This is a genomic window from Stenotrophomonas sp. YJH_SMC_40, assembly GCF_059368615.1.
On sequence record NZ_JCAFRX010000004.1, the window covers coordinates 130968 to 147699 of the forward strand.

23 protein-coding genes and 1 tRNA gene are annotated in these 16732 nt (G+C 66.4%); 13 read left to right on the plus strand and 11 right to left on the minus strand.

All coding sequences use genetic code 11. The features are described 5' to 3' along the window. Nucleotides 1-28: 28 nt before the first annotated feature. Nucleotides 29-421, plus strand: coding sequence for a VOC family protein (locus AC5P6X_RS08925; protein WP_005410442.1), 393 nt, complete (start codon nucleotides 29-31; stop codon nucleotides 419-421). Between the two features lie 129 nt (nucleotides 422-550). Here AC5P6X_RS08925 and AC5P6X_RS08930 read toward each other — a convergent pair whose 3' ends face one another. The 3 genes from AC5P6X_RS08930 to AC5P6X_RS08940 are packed head-to-tail and all read right to left on the minus strand — an operon-like array spanning nucleotide 551 to nucleotide 2680. Then, a complete protein-coding gene (locus AC5P6X_RS08930; protein WP_088437050.1) occupies nucleotides 551-2110 on the minus strand; it encodes a PepSY-associated TM helix domain-containing protein in 1560 nt (519 codons plus the stop codon). 10 nt (nucleotides 2111-2120) lie between these two features. Continuing rightward, nucleotides 2121-2384: a hypothetical protein gene (locus tag AC5P6X_RS08935; protein WP_005410440.1), complete on the minus strand. Its 264-nt coding sequence runs from the start codon at nucleotides 2382-2384 to the stop codon at nucleotides 2121-2123. After that, entirely contained in the window at nucleotides 2384-2680 is a 297-nt protein-coding gene (locus AC5P6X_RS08940; RefSeq protein WP_005410439.1) for a hypothetical protein, read from the minus strand. The genes AC5P6X_RS08935 and AC5P6X_RS08940 overlap by 1 nt, the downstream gene beginning before the upstream one ends. Nucleotides 2681-3109: 429 nt before the next feature. Between AC5P6X_RS08940 and thrS the strand changes: the two genes are divergently transcribed. From thrS to AC5P6X_RS08985, 9 genes are all read left to right on the plus strand, one after another. Further along, complete coding sequence (gene thrS, locus AC5P6X_RS08945; RefSeq protein ID WP_099529809.1) at nucleotides 3110-5011, plus strand: threonine--tRNA ligase; 1902 nt, start codon at nucleotides 3110-3112, stop codon at nucleotides 5009-5011. Between the two features lie 48 nt (nucleotides 5012-5059). Further along, nucleotides 5060-5602, plus strand: a complete 543-nt coding sequence (gene infC / locus AC5P6X_RS08950; RefSeq protein ID WP_005410437.1) for a translation initiation factor IF-3 — start codon at nucleotides 5060-5062, stop codon at nucleotides 5600-5602. A 265-nt stretch (nucleotides 5603-5867) separates the two neighbouring features. Continuing rightward, nucleotides 5868-6065, plus strand: a complete 198-nt coding sequence (gene rpmI, locus AC5P6X_RS08955) for a 50S ribosomal protein L35 (RefSeq protein ID WP_005410436.1) — start codon at nucleotides 5868-5870, stop codon at nucleotides 6063-6065. An 11-nt stretch (nucleotides 6066-6076) separates the two neighbouring features. Continuing rightward, nucleotides 6077-6436: a 50S ribosomal protein L20 gene (rplT, locus tag AC5P6X_RS08960; protein ID WP_005410435.1), complete on the plus strand. Its 360-nt coding sequence runs from the start codon at nucleotides 6077-6079 to the stop codon at nucleotides 6434-6436. 191 nt (nucleotides 6437-6627) lie between these two features. Then, on the plus strand, nucleotides 6628-7623 hold the full coding sequence (locus AC5P6X_RS08965) for a phenylalanine--tRNA ligase subunit alpha (RefSeq protein WP_005410434.1): 996 nt from the start codon (nucleotides 6628-6630) through the stop codon (nucleotides 7621-7623). A gap of 120 nt (nucleotides 7624-7743) precedes the next feature. Further along, on the plus strand, nucleotides 7744-10125 hold the full coding sequence (gene pheT, locus AC5P6X_RS08970) for a phenylalanine--tRNA ligase subunit beta (protein ID WP_049451214.1): 2382 nt from the start codon (nucleotides 7744-7746) through the stop codon (nucleotides 10123-10125). Between the two features lie 27 nt (nucleotides 10126-10152). Next, nucleotides 10153-10452 carry an integration host factor subunit alpha gene (locus AC5P6X_RS08975; protein WP_005410432.1) on the plus strand — a complete coding sequence of 100 codons (300 nt, stop codon included), beginning with the start codon at nucleotides 10153-10155 and terminating at the stop codon, nucleotides 10450-10452. Beyond that, on the plus strand, nucleotides 10433-10789 hold the full coding sequence (locus tag AC5P6X_RS08980) for a MerR family transcriptional regulator (RefSeq protein ID WP_005410431.1): 357 nt from the start codon (nucleotides 10433-10435) through the stop codon (nucleotides 10787-10789). The genes AC5P6X_RS08975 and AC5P6X_RS08980 overlap by 20 nt, the downstream gene beginning before the upstream one ends. Before the next feature lie 68 nt (nucleotides 10790-10857). Next, a tRNA-Pro gene (locus tag AC5P6X_RS08985) sits at nucleotides 10858-10934 on the plus strand. Between the two features lie 64 nt (nucleotides 10935-10998). Here the strand turns inward: AC5P6X_RS08985 and AC5P6X_RS08990 are convergent. The 3 genes from AC5P6X_RS08990 to AC5P6X_RS09000 all read right to left on the minus strand — a co-directional run bounded on the left by AC5P6X_RS08990 (nucleotide 10999) and on the right by AC5P6X_RS09000 (nucleotide 12385). Continuing rightward, nucleotides 10999-11439 carry a GNAT family N-acetyltransferase gene (locus tag AC5P6X_RS08990; RefSeq protein ID WP_005414059.1) on the minus strand — a complete coding sequence of 147 codons (441 nt, stop codon included), beginning with the start codon at nucleotides 11437-11439 and terminating at the stop codon, nucleotides 10999-11001. After that, nucleotides 11436-11789 (minus strand): DUF6713 family protein, encoded by a 354-nt coding sequence (locus AC5P6X_RS08995; RefSeq protein ID WP_329756988.1) that lies wholly within the window; start codon nucleotides 11787-11789, stop codon nucleotides 11436-11438. Before AC5P6X_RS08995 ends, AC5P6X_RS08990 begins: the two co-directional genes overlap by 4 nt. Before the next feature lie 86 nt (nucleotides 11790-11875). Next, nucleotides 11876-12385 (minus strand): DUF3011 domain-containing protein, encoded by a 510-nt coding sequence (locus AC5P6X_RS09000; RefSeq protein WP_005410428.1) that lies wholly within the window; start codon nucleotides 12383-12385, stop codon nucleotides 11876-11878. 243 nt (nucleotides 12386-12628) lie between these two features. Between AC5P6X_RS09000 and AC5P6X_RS09005 the strand changes: the two genes are divergently transcribed. Further along, nucleotides 12629-13024, plus strand: a complete 396-nt coding sequence (locus tag AC5P6X_RS09005) for a hypothetical protein (protein WP_033833235.1) — start codon at nucleotides 12629-12631, stop codon at nucleotides 13022-13024. 24 nt (nucleotides 13025-13048) lie between these two features. On the opposite strand, the gene AC5P6X_RS09010 is transcribed toward AC5P6X_RS09005, so the two are convergent. Continuing rightward, nucleotides 13049-13741 carry an aspartate/glutamate racemase family protein gene (locus AC5P6X_RS09010; RefSeq protein ID WP_005410426.1) on the minus strand — a complete coding sequence of 231 codons (693 nt, stop codon included), beginning with the start codon at nucleotides 13739-13741 and terminating at the stop codon, nucleotides 13049-13051. A gap of 156 nt (nucleotides 13742-13897) precedes the next feature. Between AC5P6X_RS09010 and AC5P6X_RS09015 the strand changes: the two genes are divergently transcribed. Next, nucleotides 13898-14539, plus strand: a complete 642-nt coding sequence (locus AC5P6X_RS09015; protein WP_005410425.1) for a LysE family translocator — start codon at nucleotides 13898-13900, stop codon at nucleotides 14537-14539. A gap of 94 nt (nucleotides 14540-14633) precedes the next feature. Beyond that, the gene (locus AC5P6X_RS09020) at nucleotides 14634-14807 is read left to right on the plus strand and encodes a DUF1328 domain-containing protein (RefSeq protein ID WP_005410424.1); all 174 of its coding nucleotides are present in this window, start codon (nucleotides 14634-14636) and stop codon (nucleotides 14805-14807) included. 22 nt (nucleotides 14808-14829) lie between these two features. Here the strand turns inward: AC5P6X_RS09020 and AC5P6X_RS09025 are convergent, their stop codons facing one another. From AC5P6X_RS09025 to AC5P6X_RS09040, 4 genes are all read right to left on the minus strand, one after another. Then, the gene (locus AC5P6X_RS09025) at nucleotides 14830-15162 is read right to left on the minus strand and encodes an SMR family transporter (protein ID WP_005414055.1); all 333 of its coding nucleotides are present in this window, start codon (nucleotides 15160-15162) and stop codon (nucleotides 14830-14832) included. A gap of 13 nt (nucleotides 15163-15175) precedes the next feature. Further along, the gene (locus AC5P6X_RS09030; RefSeq protein ID WP_012480869.1) at nucleotides 15176-15748 is read right to left on the minus strand and encodes a TetR/AcrR family transcriptional regulator; all 573 of its coding nucleotides are present in this window, start codon (nucleotides 15746-15748) and stop codon (nucleotides 15176-15178) included. Nucleotides 15749-15836: 88 nt separating this feature from the next. Then, nucleotides 15837-16070, minus strand: a complete 234-nt coding sequence (locus AC5P6X_RS09035) for a DUF1653 domain-containing protein (protein ID WP_005410421.1) — start codon at nucleotides 16068-16070, stop codon at nucleotides 15837-15839. Nucleotides 16071-16082: 12 nt separating this feature from the next. Continuing rightward, nucleotides 16083-16367, minus strand: coding sequence for a hypothetical protein (locus tag AC5P6X_RS09040; RefSeq protein WP_005410420.1), 285 nt, complete (start codon nucleotides 16365-16367; stop codon nucleotides 16083-16085). Nucleotides 16368-16732: the final 365 nt, after the last annotated feature.

Sequence of the window (16732 nt, forward strand, 5' to 3'; positions counted from 1 at the left end):
GCCACGCCCGCAGCGTTACGCTGCGGGCATGATCCATCTTGAACGCCTGGACCACCTGGTCCTCACCGTCGCCGACATCGACCGCAGCTGTGACTTCTACCAGCGCGTGCTCGGCATGCAGGTCGTGCGCTTCGGCGCGGGTCGTACCGCGCTGCAGTTCGGCCAGCAGAAGATCAATCTGCATGCGGCCAGTGCTCCGCTGCAGCCGCATGCGCTGCGGCCCACGCCGGGCAGTGCCGACCTGTGCCTGGTCACGCGCATGGCGACAGTCGATGTGCTGTCCCACCTACAGGCGCAGTCCGTTGCAGTGGAAGAGGGGCCGGTTGCACGCACCGGCGCGCTGGGGCCGATCGAATCGGTGTATTTCCGCGACCCGGATGGCAACCTGATCGAAGTGAGTCGTTACCCCGGCGAGGCATGATCCTGCTTGGGTAGCGTCGAGCTTGCTCGACGGTGCTTGGCGCGAAATCAACAGCTGTCGAGCAAGCTCGACGCTACAGGGGGCGTTGCGCGCAACGGTAGGTAGCGCCGGGGCATGCCCGGCGAAGGTTCAGTTGGCCCAGACGCTGTTGGGATCGCCGTTGCGGGCGCGGCGCTGGCTGGCCACTGCCAGGCGGGCAAAGCCGAAGGCCATGGCCAGCGCGATGGCGTCGACCCAGAACAGCGGCCAGTGGCCACGCGCGGCGGCGCGCCACAGCCAGTCACCATTGAGTGCGCCGTGCAGCACCGGTACCAGCGCGGTACTGATCGCCGCCGCCCACAGCAACTCGCGTGCGGCCTGCGCCGGGCGTCGCAGCGCGGCCCACAGCGCACAGGCCGCCCAACTGCCGAAGCAGGCCCAGCGGATGCCGCGATCGACCGCTGTCGGCGCCAGCCGCTCCAGCACCAGCGCGGTGACGAACGCGACCGAGATCGCCACGCACAGGCCGATGCACACGCCGACCGTCGCCCGCGCCATGTTCACCCCGGCGCGCGGCTGCTGCGGCTGGCGACGCTTGCGCCGCGACTCGATCCACAGCAGGTTGCCCGAATAGAACAGGAACGCACCGCCAAGGCCGAGCAGGAAGTACAGCCAGACCACCACGCCGTTGCCGAATTCGCCGAAGTGCAGCGCGTAGGCGGCGCTGAGCGTGGCGTGGTTGGCGTCGCGCTGGCCCGGCAGCTGCGAGGCCAGAACGTCGCCGGTGGCCACGTCCAGCGCCACCGCGCCAAGCGGGCCGAGCGTGCCGGTGGATTCGCCGGTGATCTCGATGGTGGCATTGGCATCGCCGGCATTGGCCAGCTTCAGGTAGGCCGGTTCGAAGTTGGCCACGCCCTGTGCGCGGGCGACTTCAAGCGCGCGCGCATGCAGCACGCGCAGGCTGCCCGGCGGTGCCGGAATGCCACTGGCATCGCGCACGGGCGCGGTGTCCATCGCCGTCGGCACCGCCTGCAGCGCCTTGCCGTCGTAGATCAACGGGTTGAGCAGGGCCATCTGCACGAACACCAGGCAGAGCAGGGCACCGGTCACCGCGAACATCAGGTGGAAAGGCAGGCTGAGCACGCCGATCACGTTGTGCGCGTCCTGCCACAGCTGCTTCAGGTTGCGGCCCGGACGCAGCGCGAACAGGTCGCCGAGCAGCTTCGGCAGATGGATCACCAGGCCGCTGAGCAGTGCCATGCCGTACAGCAGGCTGACAATGCCCATCACGTAGATCCCGGCTACGGGCAGGCCGAGGCTGTAATGGAGCTCGTTGACCAGTTCGGCCAGTCCGGTCTGCGGTGGTGTGGGGCTGCCGGCGATCTGGCCGGGCCAGGCATAGCGCCAGCTGCCGTCATCGGCCTGCCAGTACGCAAGCGGCTGCGGGTGTTCGGCGCCGGGGAAGGTCATGCCGACGTGGCGGCGTGCCTCCGGATGCGCAGCCAGCACGTCTTCCAGCAGGTACTGCGCATCGTCCAGCCCGGCGGGCAGTGCGGTGGCGGCTCCCGGGGTCTGCCACAGTGGCAGGTCGTGATGGAACAGGGTCAGCGCACCTGCGTAGAAGGCCGCGAACAGGCCGAAGCCGGCCACCAGGCCGACCCAGGTATGCAGGGTGGTGAACGTGCGCAGGGTCTGCGAACTGAACTTCATGGGAGAGGTCTCATTGCACTGCGCCGGTCAGGCGCAGCAGCCCGAGCATGGCGAAGCCGGCGGCGGCGCTGCCACCCAGCACCAGCCAGGCGCGCAGCGCGCTGCGGAAACTGAACGCCCACAGGGCGGCCAGCATCCACAGCGGGATGAAAGCGATCAGGGTCGGCACCAGCGCCCGCTGCCAGGGGCCGGGCGGTACCCATGCCAGCAGGCCGGTCGCGGCCGCGGCCAGGAGGAAGCCGGCCACGGTGCCAGCGAAGGCGCGCGGCCACATCAGGGCGACTCCGTGCCGGGACGGTGCCAGGCGGCCAGCGCCGGCAACAGCATCGCGGCCAGCATCCAGGTGCACAACATCGCCACCAGGCCGGCGGCAAAGCCGAGCTCGGCCATCCACAGCCACAGCGCGGCGGCAGCGGCGACCAGGCCGATCTGGCGGCCCAGGCGGCCGGCGCGGCGCAGGCGCGGCCAGCGGCAATGCGGCGAAGCGGCATAGAAGGCCAGCGCCGAGAACATCGCTGCCAGCATGCCCAGGCTGCAGAAGCCGAGCGTGGAAAGGCCGACGGTGATCATTGCGGGCGGCCGGCGCGGCAGCGGGCCGGCGAACGCGGGGCACGGGCGGGGCCGGCGGAAGCCGGTCGGAGCGGGTGGCGCATCACGGGGTCCTGGGGGAAAGCGGGCAGGCTGGCACGGAGCGGCCTGCGCCGACATGGTAATCATTGCGATTTCACGCCGCCAGCGAGGCACATTCAGCCGACCGTACGGTAGCCCTTGGGCTTTCCCGTGCGCTGGTTTAAGATCATCGTAGAACCCTGACTGGAACAAGGTGGCCCGCGCCCAGCGCCGGCCGAGCGTGCGACATGAGCACTACCACCGCCCACTGTTGACCTGCCCCCGAAGGCCCTGTGTTCCAGGCGCCCTCGCGGCGCTTTTTTATTGCCCGGGCGCCGCCCCGGGAACGCTTTCCAGCCCGCCCAGCGGGCCCCGCACGAAGCCACTGCGATGATCAACATTACTCTTCCCGACGGCAGCCGCCGCGAATTTGAAAACCCCGTCAGCGTCATGGAGGTCGCCCAGTCGATCGGCGCCGGCCTGGCCAAGGCCACCATCGCCGGTGCCGTGGATGGCGTGCTGGTCGATGCCAGCGACGTCATCGACCACGATGCCAGCCTGCGCATCATCACCGCCAAGGACGAGGAGGGCGTGGAGATCATCCGCCACTCCTGCGCCCACCTGGTCGGCCACGCCGTCAAGCAGCTCTACCCGGACGTGAAGATGGTGATCGGCCCGGTGATCGCCGAAGGCTTCTATTACGACATCTACTCCGAGCGCCCGTTCACCCCGGACGACATGGCCGCGATCGAGAAGCGCATGGGCGAGCTGATCGCCCAGGACTACGACGTCATCAAGAAGATGACCCCGCGCGCCGAAGTGATCGAGATCTTCAAGGCCCGTGGCGAGGACTACAAGCTGCGCCTGATCGAGGACATGTCCGAGGACATCCAGGCGATGGGCATGTACTACCACCAGGAATACGTGGACATGTGCCGTGGCCCGCACGTGCCGAACACGCGCTTCCTGAAGGCCTTCAAGCTGACCCGCATCTCCGGCGCCTACTGGCGCGGCGACGCGCAGAACGAGCAGCTGCAGCGCATCTACGGCACCGCCTGGGCCGACAAGAAGCAGCTCGAGGCGTACATCAAGCGCATCGAAGAAGCTGAAATGCGCGACCACCGCCGCATCGGCAAGCAGCAGGACCTGTTCCACCTGCAGGAAGAAGCACCGGGCCTGGTGTTCTGGCACCCGAAGGGCTGGGCGCTGTGGCAGGTGGTCGAGCAGTACATGCGCAAGGTCTACCGCAACAGCGGCTACGGCGAAGTGCGCTGCCCGCAGATCCTGGACGTGAGCCTGTGGAAGAAGTCCGGTCACTGGGACAACTACCAGGACAACATGTTCTTCACCGAATCGGAGAAGCGCACGTACGCGGTCAAGCCGATGAACTGCCCGGGCCACATCCAGGTGTTCAACCAGGGCCTGCACAGCTACCGCGACCTGCCGATCCGCTATGGTGAGTTCGGTTCCTGCCATCGCAACGAGCCGTCCGGCGCGCTGCACGGCATCCTGCGCGTGCGTGGCTTCACCCAGGACGACGGCCACGTGTTCTGCACGGAAAACCAGATCGAGTCGGAAGTGACGGCCTTCCACCAGCAGGCGCTGGCGGTCTACCAGCACTTCGGTTTCGACGAGATCCAGATCAAGATCGCGCTGCGCCCGGAATCGCGCCTGGGCGACGACGCCACCTGGGACAAGGCCGAAGGCGCGCTGCGCTCGGCGCTGACCGCCTGTGGCGTGGAATGGCAGGAGCTGCCGGGCGAGGGCGCCTTCTACGGCCCGAAGATCGAGTACCACCTGAAGGACGCCATCGGCCGTACCTGGCAGCTGGGCACCATGCAGGTCGACTTCATGATGCCGGGCCGCCTGGGCGCCGAGTACGTGGACGAGAACAGCCAGAAGAAGCATCCGGTCATGCTGCACCGCGCCATCGTCGGCTCGATGGAGCGCTTCCTGGGCATCCTGATCGAGCACCATGCCGGCCAGTTCCCGGCCTGGCTGGCCCCGACCCAGGTGGTGGTGGCCAACATCACCGACGCCCAGGCCGACTACGTCTCGGGCGTGACCAAAACCCTTGCGGAGCAAGGCTTCCGCGTCAGCTCGGATTTGCGTAACGAGAAGATCGGCTATAAAATCCGCGAGCATACGTTGCAGCGCGTGCCCTACCTGCTGGTCATTGGTGACCGCGAGAAGGAAAATGGGGCTGTGGCGGTGCGTACGCGTTCTGGCGAAGACCTGGGCAGCATGAGCCTACAGGCCTTCATCGAGCGGCTCCAGGCCGAGGGCGCGTAAGCAAAGGTCCGGTCCGGGGGCACAGGCACCCGGGCCGGTTCGATACCCTTGGGAGAACGTAATATCAGCACCCCTGACAACAAACAGAACCGCAAGAATCAGGAAATCCGTGTGCCGCGCGTCCGCGTGATCGGCAGTGACGGAGAAATGATCGGCGTGTTGTCGCGCGACGAAGCGCTGTCCATGGCCGAAGATGAAGGCCTGGACCTGGTCGAGATCCAGCCGCAGGCCGATCCGCCGGTCTGCAAGATCATGGACTTCGGCAAGTTCAAGTTCGAAGCGCAGAAGAAGGCCAGCGAGGCCAAGAAGAAGACCAAGCAGGTCGAGATCAAGGAAGTGAAGTTCCGTCCGGTCACGGACGAGGGCGACTACCAGATCAAGCTGCGCAAGATGCGCGGGTTCCTCGAAGATGGTGACAAGATCAAGGTCAACATCCGTTTCCGTGGCCGTGAAATGAGCCACCAGGAACTGGGCCGCGAAATGGCCAACCGGATCGAGACCGATCTGGGCGAGGACATCGTCATTGAATCCCGTCCGCGCCTGGAAGGGCGTCAGATGGTCATGATGATCGCGCCGAAGAAGAAGACCTGAGGCCTGACGGGCCGCCTTCCGGGGCGCCTGGCTGAAGGGTTCAGGGTAAGGGGACGCCGCTGGCGTCCCTTTGCTTTTGCAGGACGCCGGTGAATCGCCGGTAAAGGGTTGCAGGGGCTGGTGGCAGGGCGGTTTTGCCTGTATCATGCCCGGCTCGACCCACCCAGGACGGGTCGTACGCCGATCATGGCAGGACGGAAAGAGCGGCCCAGGCCGCCGCCAGATCAGTCAGAAACCAGGGTCATATCCCATCAAGGACATTGCAATGCCCAAGATCAAGACCAACCGGGCAGCGGCCAAGCGTTTCCGCAAGACCGCCTCGGGCAAGTACAAGTGCGGCCACGCCAACCGTAGCCACATCCTCACGAAGAAAGCGACCAAGCGTAAGCGTAATCTGCGTCAGACGGGCCATGTCCGTGCAGAAGACGCAGGCCGTCTGGACCGCATGCTCCCTTACCTCTGAGGAACTGAAAAATGGCACGAGTTAAGCGTGGCGTACAGGCGCGTCGCCGCCACAAGAAAATCCTGGATCTCGCCAAGGGCTATTACAACGCCCGCCGCAAGGTCTTCCGCGTCGCCAAGCAGGCGGTCATCAAGGCACAGCAGTACGCCTACATCGGCCGTAAGCAGAAGAAGCGCAACTTCCGTTCGCTGTGGATCACCCGTATCAATGCGGCTGCCCGCATCAATGGCCTGAGCTACAGCCGCTTCATGAACGGTCTGCTGAAGGCCGGCATCACCCTGGATCGCAAGGTCCTGGCTGACATCGCCGTGCACGACGCAGCCGGTTTTGCTGCGCTGGCCGAAAAGGCCAAGGGCGCGCTGGCGGCATAAGTCCTTCCCGATGCCGTAACCGTTCACTCGGACGGTGTCAGGTCAAGGCAATGCATGGGGAAGGGCGCAAGTCCTTCCCCATTCTTTTTTGGTCCCGGCGAGGCCACGACGGCAGCGCGGGGACGGCGGTGGCGACAGGGGTCGGCCCTTCGCGCATCGCGATGGCAGATCGACTGGAGTTCCAGCCCCCCATGAGCGACATCCAATCCCTCACCACCCAGGCGCTGGCCGATGTGGCCGCCGCACAGAGCCCCGACGTTCTGGAGCAGTTGCGCGTGGCCCTGCTTGGCAAGAGCGGCAGCATCACCTCGCAGCTCAAGCAGCTCGGTGCCCTGCCGGCCGACGAGCGCAAGGCCGCCGGTGAAGCGATCAACCAGGCCCGCGACGTGCTGACCCGCGCGCTGGGCGAGCGCAAGGCGCTGCTGGAAGACGCGGCACTGGATGCGCGCCTGGCCGCCGAAGCCATCGACATCACCCTGCCGGGCCGCAATGGCGACCGTGCCGGCCTGCACCCGATCACCCGCACCCTGGAGCGCATCACCGGCATCTTCGGCCGGCTGGGCTACGAGCTGTCGGAAGGGCCGGAGATCGAGGACGACTGGCACAACTTCGAGGCGCTGAACTTCCCGCCGCACCACCCGGCGCGCGCCATGCATGACACCTTCTACTTCGGCGACGGCCGCCTGCTGCGTACGCATACCTCCGGTGTGCAGGTGCGCTACATGGGCGACCACGCGCCGCCGCTGCGCATGATCGCCGCCGGCAAGGTGTACCGCAGCGACAGCGACCAGACCCACTCGCCGATGTTCCACCAGGTGGAAGGCCTGCTGGTCGACGAGCATTCGACCTTCGCCGACCTGAAGGGCACGTTGGCCGAGTTCGTGCGCGCGTTCTTCGAGCGCGATTTCGAGATGCGTTTCCGTCCCAGCTACTTCCCGTTCGTTGAACCGGGCGCGGAAGTGGACATCGCCTGGCAGCAGCCCGATGGCAGCACCCGCTGGCTGGAAGTGCTCGGCTGCGGCATGGTCCATCCGAACGTGCTGCGCAATGTCGGCATCGATCCGGAGCGCTACACCGGCTTCGCCTTCGGCATGGGCGTGGAGCGTTTCGCGATGCTGCGCTACGGCGTCAACGACCTGCGCGCGTTCTTCGAGAACGATGTGCGGTTCCTGAAGCAGTTCGCGTAAGCCGCAACCGTGTAGAGCCGAGCCATGCTCGGCTGCTTTCTGGATGGACGCCTGCTTGCGCATGCGCTGGGCGACCCCAAAAACCGCAACGGGAGGCACGCCTCCCACCAGGGTGACACCATGAAATTCTCCGAAAACTGGCTGCGCAGCCACGTCCCGACCTCCGCCTCGCGCGATGAGCTGAGCGCGGTGCTGACCGCCATCGGCCTGGAAGTGGAAGAAGTAACCGCGCTTGGCGAAGGCCTCGATCACGTGGTCGTGGCACGCATCGTTGAAGCCGTGCGCCATCCGGAAGCCGATCGCCTGCAGGTGTGCAGGGTCGATGCCGGGCAGGGCGAACTGCTGCAGATCGTGTGCGGCGCACCGAACGCACGCCCGGGCCTGGTCGCGCCGCTGGCGATGGTTGGCGCGCAGATCGGCGAGCTGAAGATCAAGCCGGCCAAGCTGCGTGGCGTCGAGTCCAACGGCATGCTGTGCTCGGCCAAGGAGCTGGGCCTGGACAGCGATGCGTCCGGCCTGCTGGAACTGCCGGACGATGCCCCGATCGGCCAGACCCTGGTCGAGTACCTGGGCCTGCCGGACGCCAGCATCGAGATCAAGCTGACCCCGAACCGCGCCGACTGCTTCAGCCTGCGCGGCATCGCCTACGACGTCGCCGCCGCCACCCGCAGTGAAGTGCTGGACTTCGCTGCCGACGCCATTCCGGCAGTCGGCAGCCGTGAGTTGAGCATCCAGCTCGACGCCGGCGCCGAAGCGCCGCGTTACCTGGGCCGTGTCATCGAAGGCGTCAATGCTGCCGCCAGGACCCCGCTGTGGATGGCCGAGCGCCTGCGCCGCAGCGGCGTGCGTCCGGTCTCGCTGCTGGTCGACATCACCCAGTACGTGATGCTGGAGCTGGGCCAGCCGATGCACGCGTACGACCTGGGCACCCTGCAGGGCAGCATCGCCGTGCGCCGTTCGCGCGCGGGCGAGACGCTGAAGCTGCTGGACGGCCGCGATGCTGCGCTGGACGACAGCTTCCTGGTGGTCACCGATGCTGACCGTGCGGTCGGCCTGGCCGGCCTGATGGGCGGCTTCGACACCCGCGTCACCGACGGGACCACCGCCGTGTTCCTGGAAGCCGCGCACTTCGCGCCGGCCGCGATCATGGGCCGTGGCCGCAAGCTGGGCCTGCACACCGATGCCGGCCATCGCTTCGAGCGCGGCGTCGATCCGGCGCTGCCGCGCACCGCGATCGAGTACGCCACCCGCCTGGTGCTGGACCTGGCCGGCGGTACCCCGGCACCGGTCACCGAGGCCGTGCGTGAAGCCGATCTGCCGCAGCCGGCGACCATCGTGCTGCGCCGCGCCCGCATCACCCGCGTGCTCGGCATCAGCATCGACGATGCCGAAGTCGAGCGCATCCTGCGCGCGCTTGGCATGGACGTGGTTGCCACCGCCGAGGGCTGGCAGGTCACGGCGCCGAGCCGCCGCTTCGACATCGCCATCGAAGAAGACCTGATCGAAGAGCTGGCCCGCATCCACGGTTACGAGCAGATCCCGACCACGCTGCCGGGCGGTGCCTCACGCGTGGCGATGCCGAGCGAGACCCAGCTGGACGCGCTGAGCGTGCGCCGCCAGCTGATCGCCCGTGACCAGCAGGAAACCGTCAACTTCGCCTTCGTCGACGACGCGCTGCTGACCCAGTGGCAGCTGCGCGACGGTCTGGTGCCGCTGGCCAACCCGCTGTCGGCGGAACTGGCGGTGATGCGTCCGTCGCTGCTGCCGGGCCTGGTCGCCACGCTTGGCCGCAATGCCGCGCGCCAGCTGGGCCGCGTGCGCCTGTTCGAGATCGGCCGTGTGTTTGCCCAGCAGGGCGGAGACGGCCAACCGGCGCCGCTGGAAACCCCGCGCGTGGCCGCTGCGGTCTGCGGTGAGGCGCAGGCGGTGCAGTGGGGCCTGCCGACCCGCAAGGTCGATTTCCATGACCTGAAGGGCGACCTGGAATCGCTGGCGGCTGCCAGTGGCGCGCAGCTGGAGTTCCGTCCGTCGGCCCGCGCCTACGGCCACCCGGCGCGTTCGGCCGAGGTGTTCCGCGATGGCGTGGCCATCGGCTGGATCGGCCAGATCCATCCGCGCCTGGCGCGGGCGATGGAGATCGAGGCCGACGTGTACGCCTTCGAGCTGGACCTGGAGCCGCTGACCGCCCGTCGCCTGCCGCGTGCCGGCGAGCTGTCGCGCTTCCCGGCGGTGCGCCGCGACCTGGCGTTCCTGGTGCCTGAGCAGGTGGCCTGGGCCGACCTGGCGGCGACCGTCCGCCAGGCCGCCGGCCCGCTGCTGCGCGACCTGAACCTGTTCGACCGCTATGTTGGCCAGGGCGTCGAGCCGGGCTTCAAGAGTCTCGCTATGGGCTTGATTTTGCAGGACAAGTCGCGCACTCTGACGGACCGCGACGTGGATGCGGTGGTGGCCGAGGCGGTCACTGCCATCGAGCGTGAACACCACGCCCGGATCCGCGGCTGAGCGGGCAGCACTCGGGGGTAGCAGGCAATGGCATTGACCAAGGCGGAGATGGCGGAAAAGCTGTTCGACGAAGTCGGTCTGAACAAGCGTGAAGCCAAGGAATTCGTCGACGCGTTTTTCGATGTGCTGCGTGAAGCATTGGAACAGGGACGTCAGGTGAAGCTGTCGGGCTTCGGTAATTTCGATCTGCGGCGCAAGAACCAGCGCCCGGGTCGCAACCCCAAGACCGGCGAGGAAATTCCGATTTCCGCCCGTACGGTGGTCACCTTCCGTCCGGGCCAGAAGCTCAAGGAGAGGGTGGAGGCTTATGCTGGATCCGGGCAGTAACCGCGAACTACCGCCGATCCCGGCCAAGCGCTACTTCACCATTGGTGAGGTCAGCGAGCTGTGCGACGTCAAGCCGCACGTCCTGCGCTACTGGGAAACCGAGTTTCCCAGCCTTGAGCCGGCCAAGCGCCGAGGCAACCGCCGCTACTACCAGCGCCATGACGTGCTGATGGTGCGGCAGATCCGCAGCCTGCTGTACGAACAGGGCTACACCATCGGTGGTGCCCGCCTGCGCCTGGATGGCCCCGATGCCCGCGAGGAATCGGCGCTGAGCAACCAGATCATCAAGCAGGTGCGCATGGAGCTGGAAGAAGTGCTGCAGTTGTTGCGCCGCTGATCCCATTTCCATCGTAATCCGCTATACTTCACGGCCCGCCGCACTGGCGGGCACATCGCAGCATCAGTCGGGGCGTAGCGCAGCCTGGTAGCGCATCTGCCTGGGGGGCAGAGGGTCGTCGGTTCGAATCCGGCCGTCCCGACCACTGTGATGAATCAAGGAGCCTGCGCAGCAATGCGCGGGCTTTTTTGTGCGTTCTGCAGATCTGATCAGTCTTCCGCGAAGCGGTAGATGAGTTCCGGATCGCCTTCATCCAGGCCATGCACGATGCCGCTGCCCACGAAGCCGGCGGCAGCGAGCAGGCGTTGCATGCCCGTGTTGGAGGCATTGGTCGAGGTGAACAGCTTGCCGCCACCGCGCCACGTGATCGCGTGCCGCAGCAGGATGGCGCCGATGCCCTGGCTACGCTGTTCGCGCGCCACCATCAACATTTCAATGAAGGCTTCGCCAAAGAAGTGGTGATGGATGACCAGGTAGCCGACGATCTTGCCGTCCTGCTCGGCGACCTGCACGACGCCGTGCGCCAGCCAGTCGGCAATCTGCATGATCCGCCGTGGATCAGTGGCTGCCACGCTGTCGAGCGCGATCAAGGCATCTGCGTCCTGCGGAATGCCGTCGCGCAGGTGTGGAGAAGAGGACGTCCGGTTCATCGCGGGCGCAGCTTCAGCAACAGGCCGCCACCCGACACAAAGCAGGCGAGCAGGACGGCAATCGACAGCGGCAGGTGGAATTCACTGCGACCGAACAGGGCGAAGGCCAGATGGATCAGTGCCGTGCCAATGCCGAGCCCCCCGCACGCCAGTGCATAGCTGCGCGCCGTGGATGTGCCCAGCACGATCTGGCGATAACCCCAAAGCACGGCGCCGACTGCGAACAGGTTGAACAGCAGGAAGCCCTGGATGCCACCGGGGACATGGAACATGGTCCATTCCTGCCAGAACGCAGCGTCGATCTGATGCAGGATCAACGCCAGCAGCGTCGCCAGATACCATCGTTCCATGTCGTGCTCCCTGCCGTGCAGGCCATAGTCTATCGACTCCGCCTGGCACGCACGCCTGCTCGATGCAGCCAGCGCGCGGCCGGCAGTCAATACACCCGGAACTCGGCACGGCAGCCGTCGCTGACCCACACCCCACGGCGGTCCCAGCCCCAGTTGCGGTCCTCGATGCAGGCTGTCACCGATTTCTGCCTGACCAGCCGTACCTCATGGCGCACGCGAATCCGGCACTCCTTGTCCTTGTTCTCGTAGGACTCGCAGACCAGGCGTTCGCCCTCGTTGTCGCGATCACGGCTGCGGCCACGTCCCGGCCAGCGGCCGTGTTCGTCGGCAACGAACTCGGCGCGGCAGCCGTCGGTCACCCACAGCATGCGCCGGCTCTGGCCCCAGTTCTGGTCTTCCACGCAACGGGTCACCGACAGCTGCCTGGCCAGGCGCATCGGTCCCTCGATGGGGCATTGCTCGGTCTTGTTGAACTGGGATTCGCAGCGCAGCGCTGGAATGTGATCAGTGTCGTAGTCCTGGGCGGCCACGGCGGTGGCGGCCAGCAGCAGGGCAAGGGCGGCGCCGGTGATCGGCAGCAGCGGGCGAAGGGTCATGGGGGAGCCTCGGGCGGGGATTCGGGCGGCAAGAATGACCCAGCACGGGGCCGTCGGAACGCATCGTTCCGGAAGCGGCTCAGGAGGGATTTAGTAGTGCGCACCAGCCCATGCAGAGGCTTACATCCCGTATCATCGCTGCACATCCGATCGCATCGGTTTACACCTTCTTACATGTCTTCCACGCCTGTCGGCGCAGCCTGTGGCTGCCGTCACTGGTGTGCGGGCGGCCTGCGGGGGAGGATGCGCGGACCACGACGACCACAGGGGGTTGCGTTGATCAGCAGTACCGTCATTCATCGCTCGGCCGACGCAGGTGGCGCCGAGGTGCGGGTCCTGGACACTACGTTCAAGGGCAAGCATGTGTTCGTTGCCTGGGGGCTGCGCGGGCCGGAACTGACCCGCAGCGCGGACCCGGCTGCCACTGTGGCTGCGCGCAAGGCATTGCATGCTGTTGCCGGGCATAGTGAAGGGCCGCGCAGCCCGGAAGTGTTCATCGCCAACCAGTCGGCAGTGGCGATCACGATCTATCGGCTGCTTACCGAAGCACGCTCCGGTGACGCCATCTTCTTCCTGTGCGATTCACCGGCGGTGGTCGAGTGGCTGATCACCGCGCTGGAGGTGCAGGGCGCGGACTGATTCCGCGCTCCTGCGCGCATTGATTCAAGCCAGGGCCGTGTCCACGGCGGCCCGCGCATGCAGGGCGGTGGTATCGAACAGCGGCACTGCACTGTCCTCCGGGCGTACCAGCAGCATGATCTCGGTGCAGCCAAGAATGATTGCTTCGGCACCGCGCGCCACCAGTCGCGCGATCACGCCGGCATAGACCTGCCGTGAGTGCTCGCTGACCACACCAGCGATCAATTCCTGGTAGATGATGTCGTGCACGCTGCGACGATCATCGGCTTCGGGTACCAGCACCTCCAGTCCGAAGCGATCCTGCAGCCGGCCGCGGTAGAAGTCCTGTTCCATGGTGAAGGCGGTGCCGAGCAGGCCCACCTTGCGTGCGCCTGCCTGCACGATGGCCTGGGCGGTGGGGTCGGCGATATGCAGCAGCGGCAGCGTGCAGGCCGCCTCGATGCGATCGGTCAGCTTGTGCATGGTATTGGTGCAGATCAGCAGCAGGTCGGCGCCGCCCGCCTGCAGGCGCCGCGCGCCATCGACCATGTGGTCACCCAGGGTGTCCCAGTCGCCTTCGTGCTGCAGCTGCTTGATGCCGGCGAAATCCACCGACCACAGCAGCAGCTGTGCCGAGTGCGCACCGCCGAGCCGCCGCCGTACCTCCTCGTTGATGAGCCGGTAGTACTGGGCCGAGCTTTCCCAGCTCATGCCACCGATCAGGCCAAGGGTCTTCATGCGCCGCTCCGTGCCAGGAGCCCTCATTGCAGCACAGATGGTGCCCGGTTGCCGATGGCGGCGATCTGTAACCACCACATCCATGCTGCGCTGTGTGTGCCGCGGCAGGCCCGGCGCACTCTATGCTGGTTGGATCTTCTGAAGTGGATGTGCGCTATGGCCCTGCATACCTGGTGGTGGTTCCTCGCCACGGTGTTCGTTCTGTGTGGTACGCCGGGGCCGAACATGCTGCATATCCTCGGTCGCAGCGTCGGGCTGGGGTTCCGTGGCAGTGTGCCGGCGATGGCCGGCTGCCTGCTGGCGATGCTGCTGGTGCTGGCGGCCTCCGCAGCAGGCCTGAGTGCGCTGCTGCATTCCTCGCCGATGCTGTTCGAGGTGCTGCGCTATCTGGGCGTGGCCTATCTGGCCTGGCTGGGCCTGAAGGCATGGCGTGACAGTTGCCGGCCGGCACCGCCGGTGACGGTCGATGCTACGCCGCCGGTTGCGGCCTCGCTGGGCGCGTGGAAGGTGTTCCGTGGTGGCCTTCTGGTGGGCCTGAGCAATCCCAAGCTGCTGCTGTTCGCGGCGGCGTTCCTGCCGCAGTTCGTCGACCCATCACGCGGCCAGGCGCTGCAATACAGCGTGCTGGTGGCCACCTTCGCCGCGTGCGAACTGTTCTGGTACGTGATGTATGCGGCCGGTGGCCATGGCCTTCGCCGCTGGTTGGCCAAGCCGTTTGCGCGACGCTGGTTCGAGCGCCTGGTGGGCAGCGTGTTCCTGGCGTTTGCCGTCGCGCTGCTGCGCTTCCGTCCGCGCTGATTCACGCCGCGCACGCGGCCTGTTCACGATTGCCGCATCGGCCACGGCCTAGCCTGATCATCCAGTACGCAGTCCCCGCAGGGAAAGGTTTGACATGATCAAGTGGGCCATCATCTTCGCCGTCATCGGTGTGATCGCAGGCGTGCTCGGCTTCGGTGGCATTGCCGGTGCCGCGGTCGGTATCGCCAAGTTCCTGTTCTGGGCCGGCATCATCATCGCCGTGGTGCTGTTCCTGCTCGGCATGACCGTAGCGAAGAAGGTCAGCTAGCGTTGATCGCGCAGCAGCGTGCTCAGTGCGCGCTGCTGCGCGAGAACAGGTTGATCACCAGTACGCCGGCGCAGATCAGGCCGATGCCGGTCAACGCCGGTGCATCCAGGCGCTGCTTGAACACCACCAGCCCGATCAGTGAGATCAGCACGATGCCGACGCCGGACCAGATTGCGTAGGCGATGCCGGTCGGGATCGACTTCATGGTCATCGACAGCAGGTAGAAGCACAGCCCGTAGCCGACCAGTGCGCCCAGTGTCGGCGCCAGCCGGCTCATGCCGTCGGATGCCTTCAGCAGTGATGTGGCAATCACTTCCAGCACGATGGCAGCGGCAAGGTAGAGGTAGGGATTCATCGAGCGCTCCAGCTCACTGCGGGTCGCACAGTTTCAGGGCCTGCTCGGCCATGGCCAATGCATTGGCACGTTCTTCCTCGTCCAGCGGACGCCCATAGGCCGTGGCCCAGTAGCCATCGGCAGCGCAGCGCGCCGCGTACAGCCGTGGGTCGCCGGCTTCGCCAGGGAACTCGGCCAGCATCGCGCGCTTCCAGTTGCGCCAGTGCGCAAGCAGGCCCGGTTCCATCAGGTTGCCCAAGGTCAGGCCGATGTCGTTGTCCTGCTCCTGCTGCAGCAGATGCTCGAAGTTGGCCTGCACATAGGCGCGGCTGAAACGGCCATGGCCTTCGGGGTTTTCCTGCAGCAGGGCGCGCACGCGCGCTTCGAATTCTCCAATCAGCGCTCCGATGGCTTCATCCACCAGCACCTGCTTGCTGCTGAAATGATGGAACAACGCACCCTTGCTGACACCGGCGGCCTGCGCGACGTCCTGCACGGTCAGCGCGGCCAGGCCGTTACGGCCGATCACTTCAATGGTCGCCTGCAGCAGTGACTGGCGCACGCTGTCGGGCGCCTTGCGGCGCGAACGGGAGGGGGATGCGGACATGGCGGGAAGATACCGACTGGACGGTACGATTGTAACGCAGGCCCGCCGCGTTACCGCGCGCTGCCGGCCATGGCCGGCAGCGGAACCCTCATGCGTCGACGCGGGCGAAACGCGGTTGCGGTCCGTGCTCGCCGGGCACCTGCTCGACGAACATGGCGTACGGGCGTACCCACAGGCCACCTTCGCCATACAGCGCGCGGTACAGCACCATCGGCTGCAGGGTCTCGCTGCTGCGGACGATGTCGAGCACTTCGTACTCGCCGCCCTTGAAGTGGCGGTAGCGGCCTGGGGCCAGGGTGGGGAGCGGACTCAGCTCAGCCATGGGCGGCGCGACTCACTTGCGCGCCGGGCTGGCCGGCTTCGCGCAGTAGGCATCGATGGCTTCGGCGGTGTTGGCCAGGCCCTGTGCCTGCGCCAGTTCCCACGGACGTTCGCAACGCTGGCTGTGCTCGCACCACTGGTAGCCGGCCGAACCGATGCAACCGTGGGCATCGCGGTCGCCACCGACCTTCGGCGTGGCAGGCGAAGTGGCCGCCGTATCGGCACGCGCAGCGGCCTGATGCTGGTTGGCACAGGCGGACAGCACCAGCAGGGCTGGAATCAGAAGAAGCGCTTTCATCGGGCGGGCTCCGTGCCTAAAGCGACAGTGTCTGTCGCAAATAGCCCTGCAGCAAGCGCTCAGTGCATGGCGGCGCGGATCAGTTCCTCGATCAGCACGAGGTAGCTGGCCACGAAATAGAACTTCAGCAGCGTCCAACGCTGCTGCGAGAAGAAGGTGCGCATGTGGAAGGGGCCCCTGTTGATGACGGTAGTGTGAAGCCCGGCAGACTCCGTGACAAGAATCACGGAATGAACAGGCTAAATGGACTCAGGGATGTGAGGGCAGGCAAAGGGCTGACCGGAGGGCGCGGCATTTTCGTACAAATCTGATGGGCCACCCCTGAGGTGATCGCTAGCCTGAAGGTGTACCGGCACGTGGACCGT

What these genes read in the sequence shown, in the direction of transcription:
- AC5P6X_RS08990 (WP_005414059.1), bottom strand. Translation starts at nt 11,439, where the DNA reads ATGAACCGGACGTCCTCTTCTCCACACCTGCGCGACGGCATTCCGCAG.
- AC5P6X_RS09035 (WP_005410421.1), bottom strand. Translation starts at nt 16,070, where the DNA reads ATGGCTGAGCTGAGTCCGCTCCCCACCCTGGCCCCAGGCCGCTACCGC.
- AC5P6X_RS08980 (WP_005410431.1), top strand. Translation starts at nt 10,433, where the DNA reads ATGCTGGATCCGGGCAGTAACCGCGAACTACCGCCGATCCCGGCCAAG.
- AC5P6X_RS09015 (WP_005410425.1), top strand. Translation starts at nt 13,898, where the DNA reads ATGGCCCTGCATACCTGGTGGTGGTTCCTCGCCACGGTGTTCGTTCTG.
- AC5P6X_RS08925 (WP_005410442.1), top strand. Translation starts at nt 29, where the DNA reads ATGATCCATCTTGAACGCCTGGACCACCTGGTCCTCACCGTCGCCGAC.
- AC5P6X_RS08940 (WP_005410439.1), bottom strand. Translation starts at nt 2,680, where the DNA reads ATGATCACCGTCGGCCTTTCCACGCTCGGCTTCTGCAGCCTGGGCATG.
- AC5P6X_RS08935 (WP_005410440.1), bottom strand. Translation starts at nt 2,384, where the DNA reads ATGTGGCCGCGCGCCTTCGCTGGCACCGTGGCCGGCTTCCTCCTGGCC.
- AC5P6X_RS09025 (WP_005414055.1), bottom strand. Translation starts at nt 15,162, where the DNA reads ATGAATCCCTACCTCTACCTTGCCGCTGCCATCGTGCTGGAAGTGATT.
- AC5P6X_RS09005 (WP_033833235.1), top strand. Translation starts at nt 12,629, where the DNA reads ATGCGCGGACCACGACGACCACAGGGGGTTGCGTTGATCAGCAGTACC.
- AC5P6X_RS08995 (WP_329756988.1), bottom strand. Translation starts at nt 11,789, where the DNA reads ATGGAACGATGGTATCTGGCGACGCTGCTGGCGTTGATCCTGCATCAG.
- AC5P6X_RS08975 (WP_005410432.1), top strand. Translation starts at nt 10,153, where the DNA reads ATGGCATTGACCAAGGCGGAGATGGCGGAAAAGCTGTTCGACGAAGTC.
- AC5P6X_RS09010 (WP_005410426.1), bottom strand. Translation starts at nt 13,741, where the DNA reads ATGAAGACCCTTGGCCTGATCGGTGGCATGAGCTGGGAAAGCTCGGCC.
- AC5P6X_RS09040 (WP_005410420.1), bottom strand. Translation starts at nt 16,367, where the DNA reads ATGAAAGCGCTTCTTCTGATTCCAGCCCTGCTGGTGCTGTCCGCCTGT.
- pheT (WP_049451214.1), top strand. Translation starts at nt 7,744, where the DNA reads ATGAAATTCTCCGAAAACTGGCTGCGCAGCCACGTCCCGACCTCCGCC.
- AC5P6X_RS08965 (WP_005410434.1), top strand. Translation starts at nt 6,628, where the DNA reads ATGAGCGACATCCAATCCCTCACCACCCAGGCGCTGGCCGATGTGGCC.
- AC5P6X_RS09030 (WP_012480869.1), bottom strand. Translation starts at nt 15,748, where the DNA reads ATGTCCGCATCCCCCTCCCGTTCGCGCCGCAAGGCGCCCGACAGCGTG.
- AC5P6X_RS09000 (WP_005410428.1), bottom strand. Translation starts at nt 12,385, where the DNA reads ATGACCCTTCGCCCGCTGCTGCCGATCACCGGCGCCGCCCTTGCCCTG.
- AC5P6X_RS08930 (WP_088437050.1), bottom strand. Translation starts at nt 2,110, where the DNA reads ATGAAGTTCAGTTCGCAGACCCTGCGCACGTTCACCACCCTGCATACC.
- AC5P6X_RS09020 (WP_005410424.1), top strand. Translation starts at nt 14,634, where the DNA reads ATGATCAAGTGGGCCATCATCTTCGCCGTCATCGGTGTGATCGCAGGC.
- rpmI (WP_005410436.1), top strand. Translation starts at nt 5,868, where the DNA reads ATGCCCAAGATCAAGACCAACCGGGCAGCGGCCAAGCGTTTCCGCAAG.
- rplT (WP_005410435.1), top strand. Translation starts at nt 6,077, where the DNA reads ATGGCACGAGTTAAGCGTGGCGTACAGGCGCGTCGCCGCCACAAGAAA.
- thrS (WP_099529809.1), top strand. Translation starts at nt 3,110, where the DNA reads ATGATCAACATTACTCTTCCCGACGGCAGCCGCCGCGAATTTGAAAAC.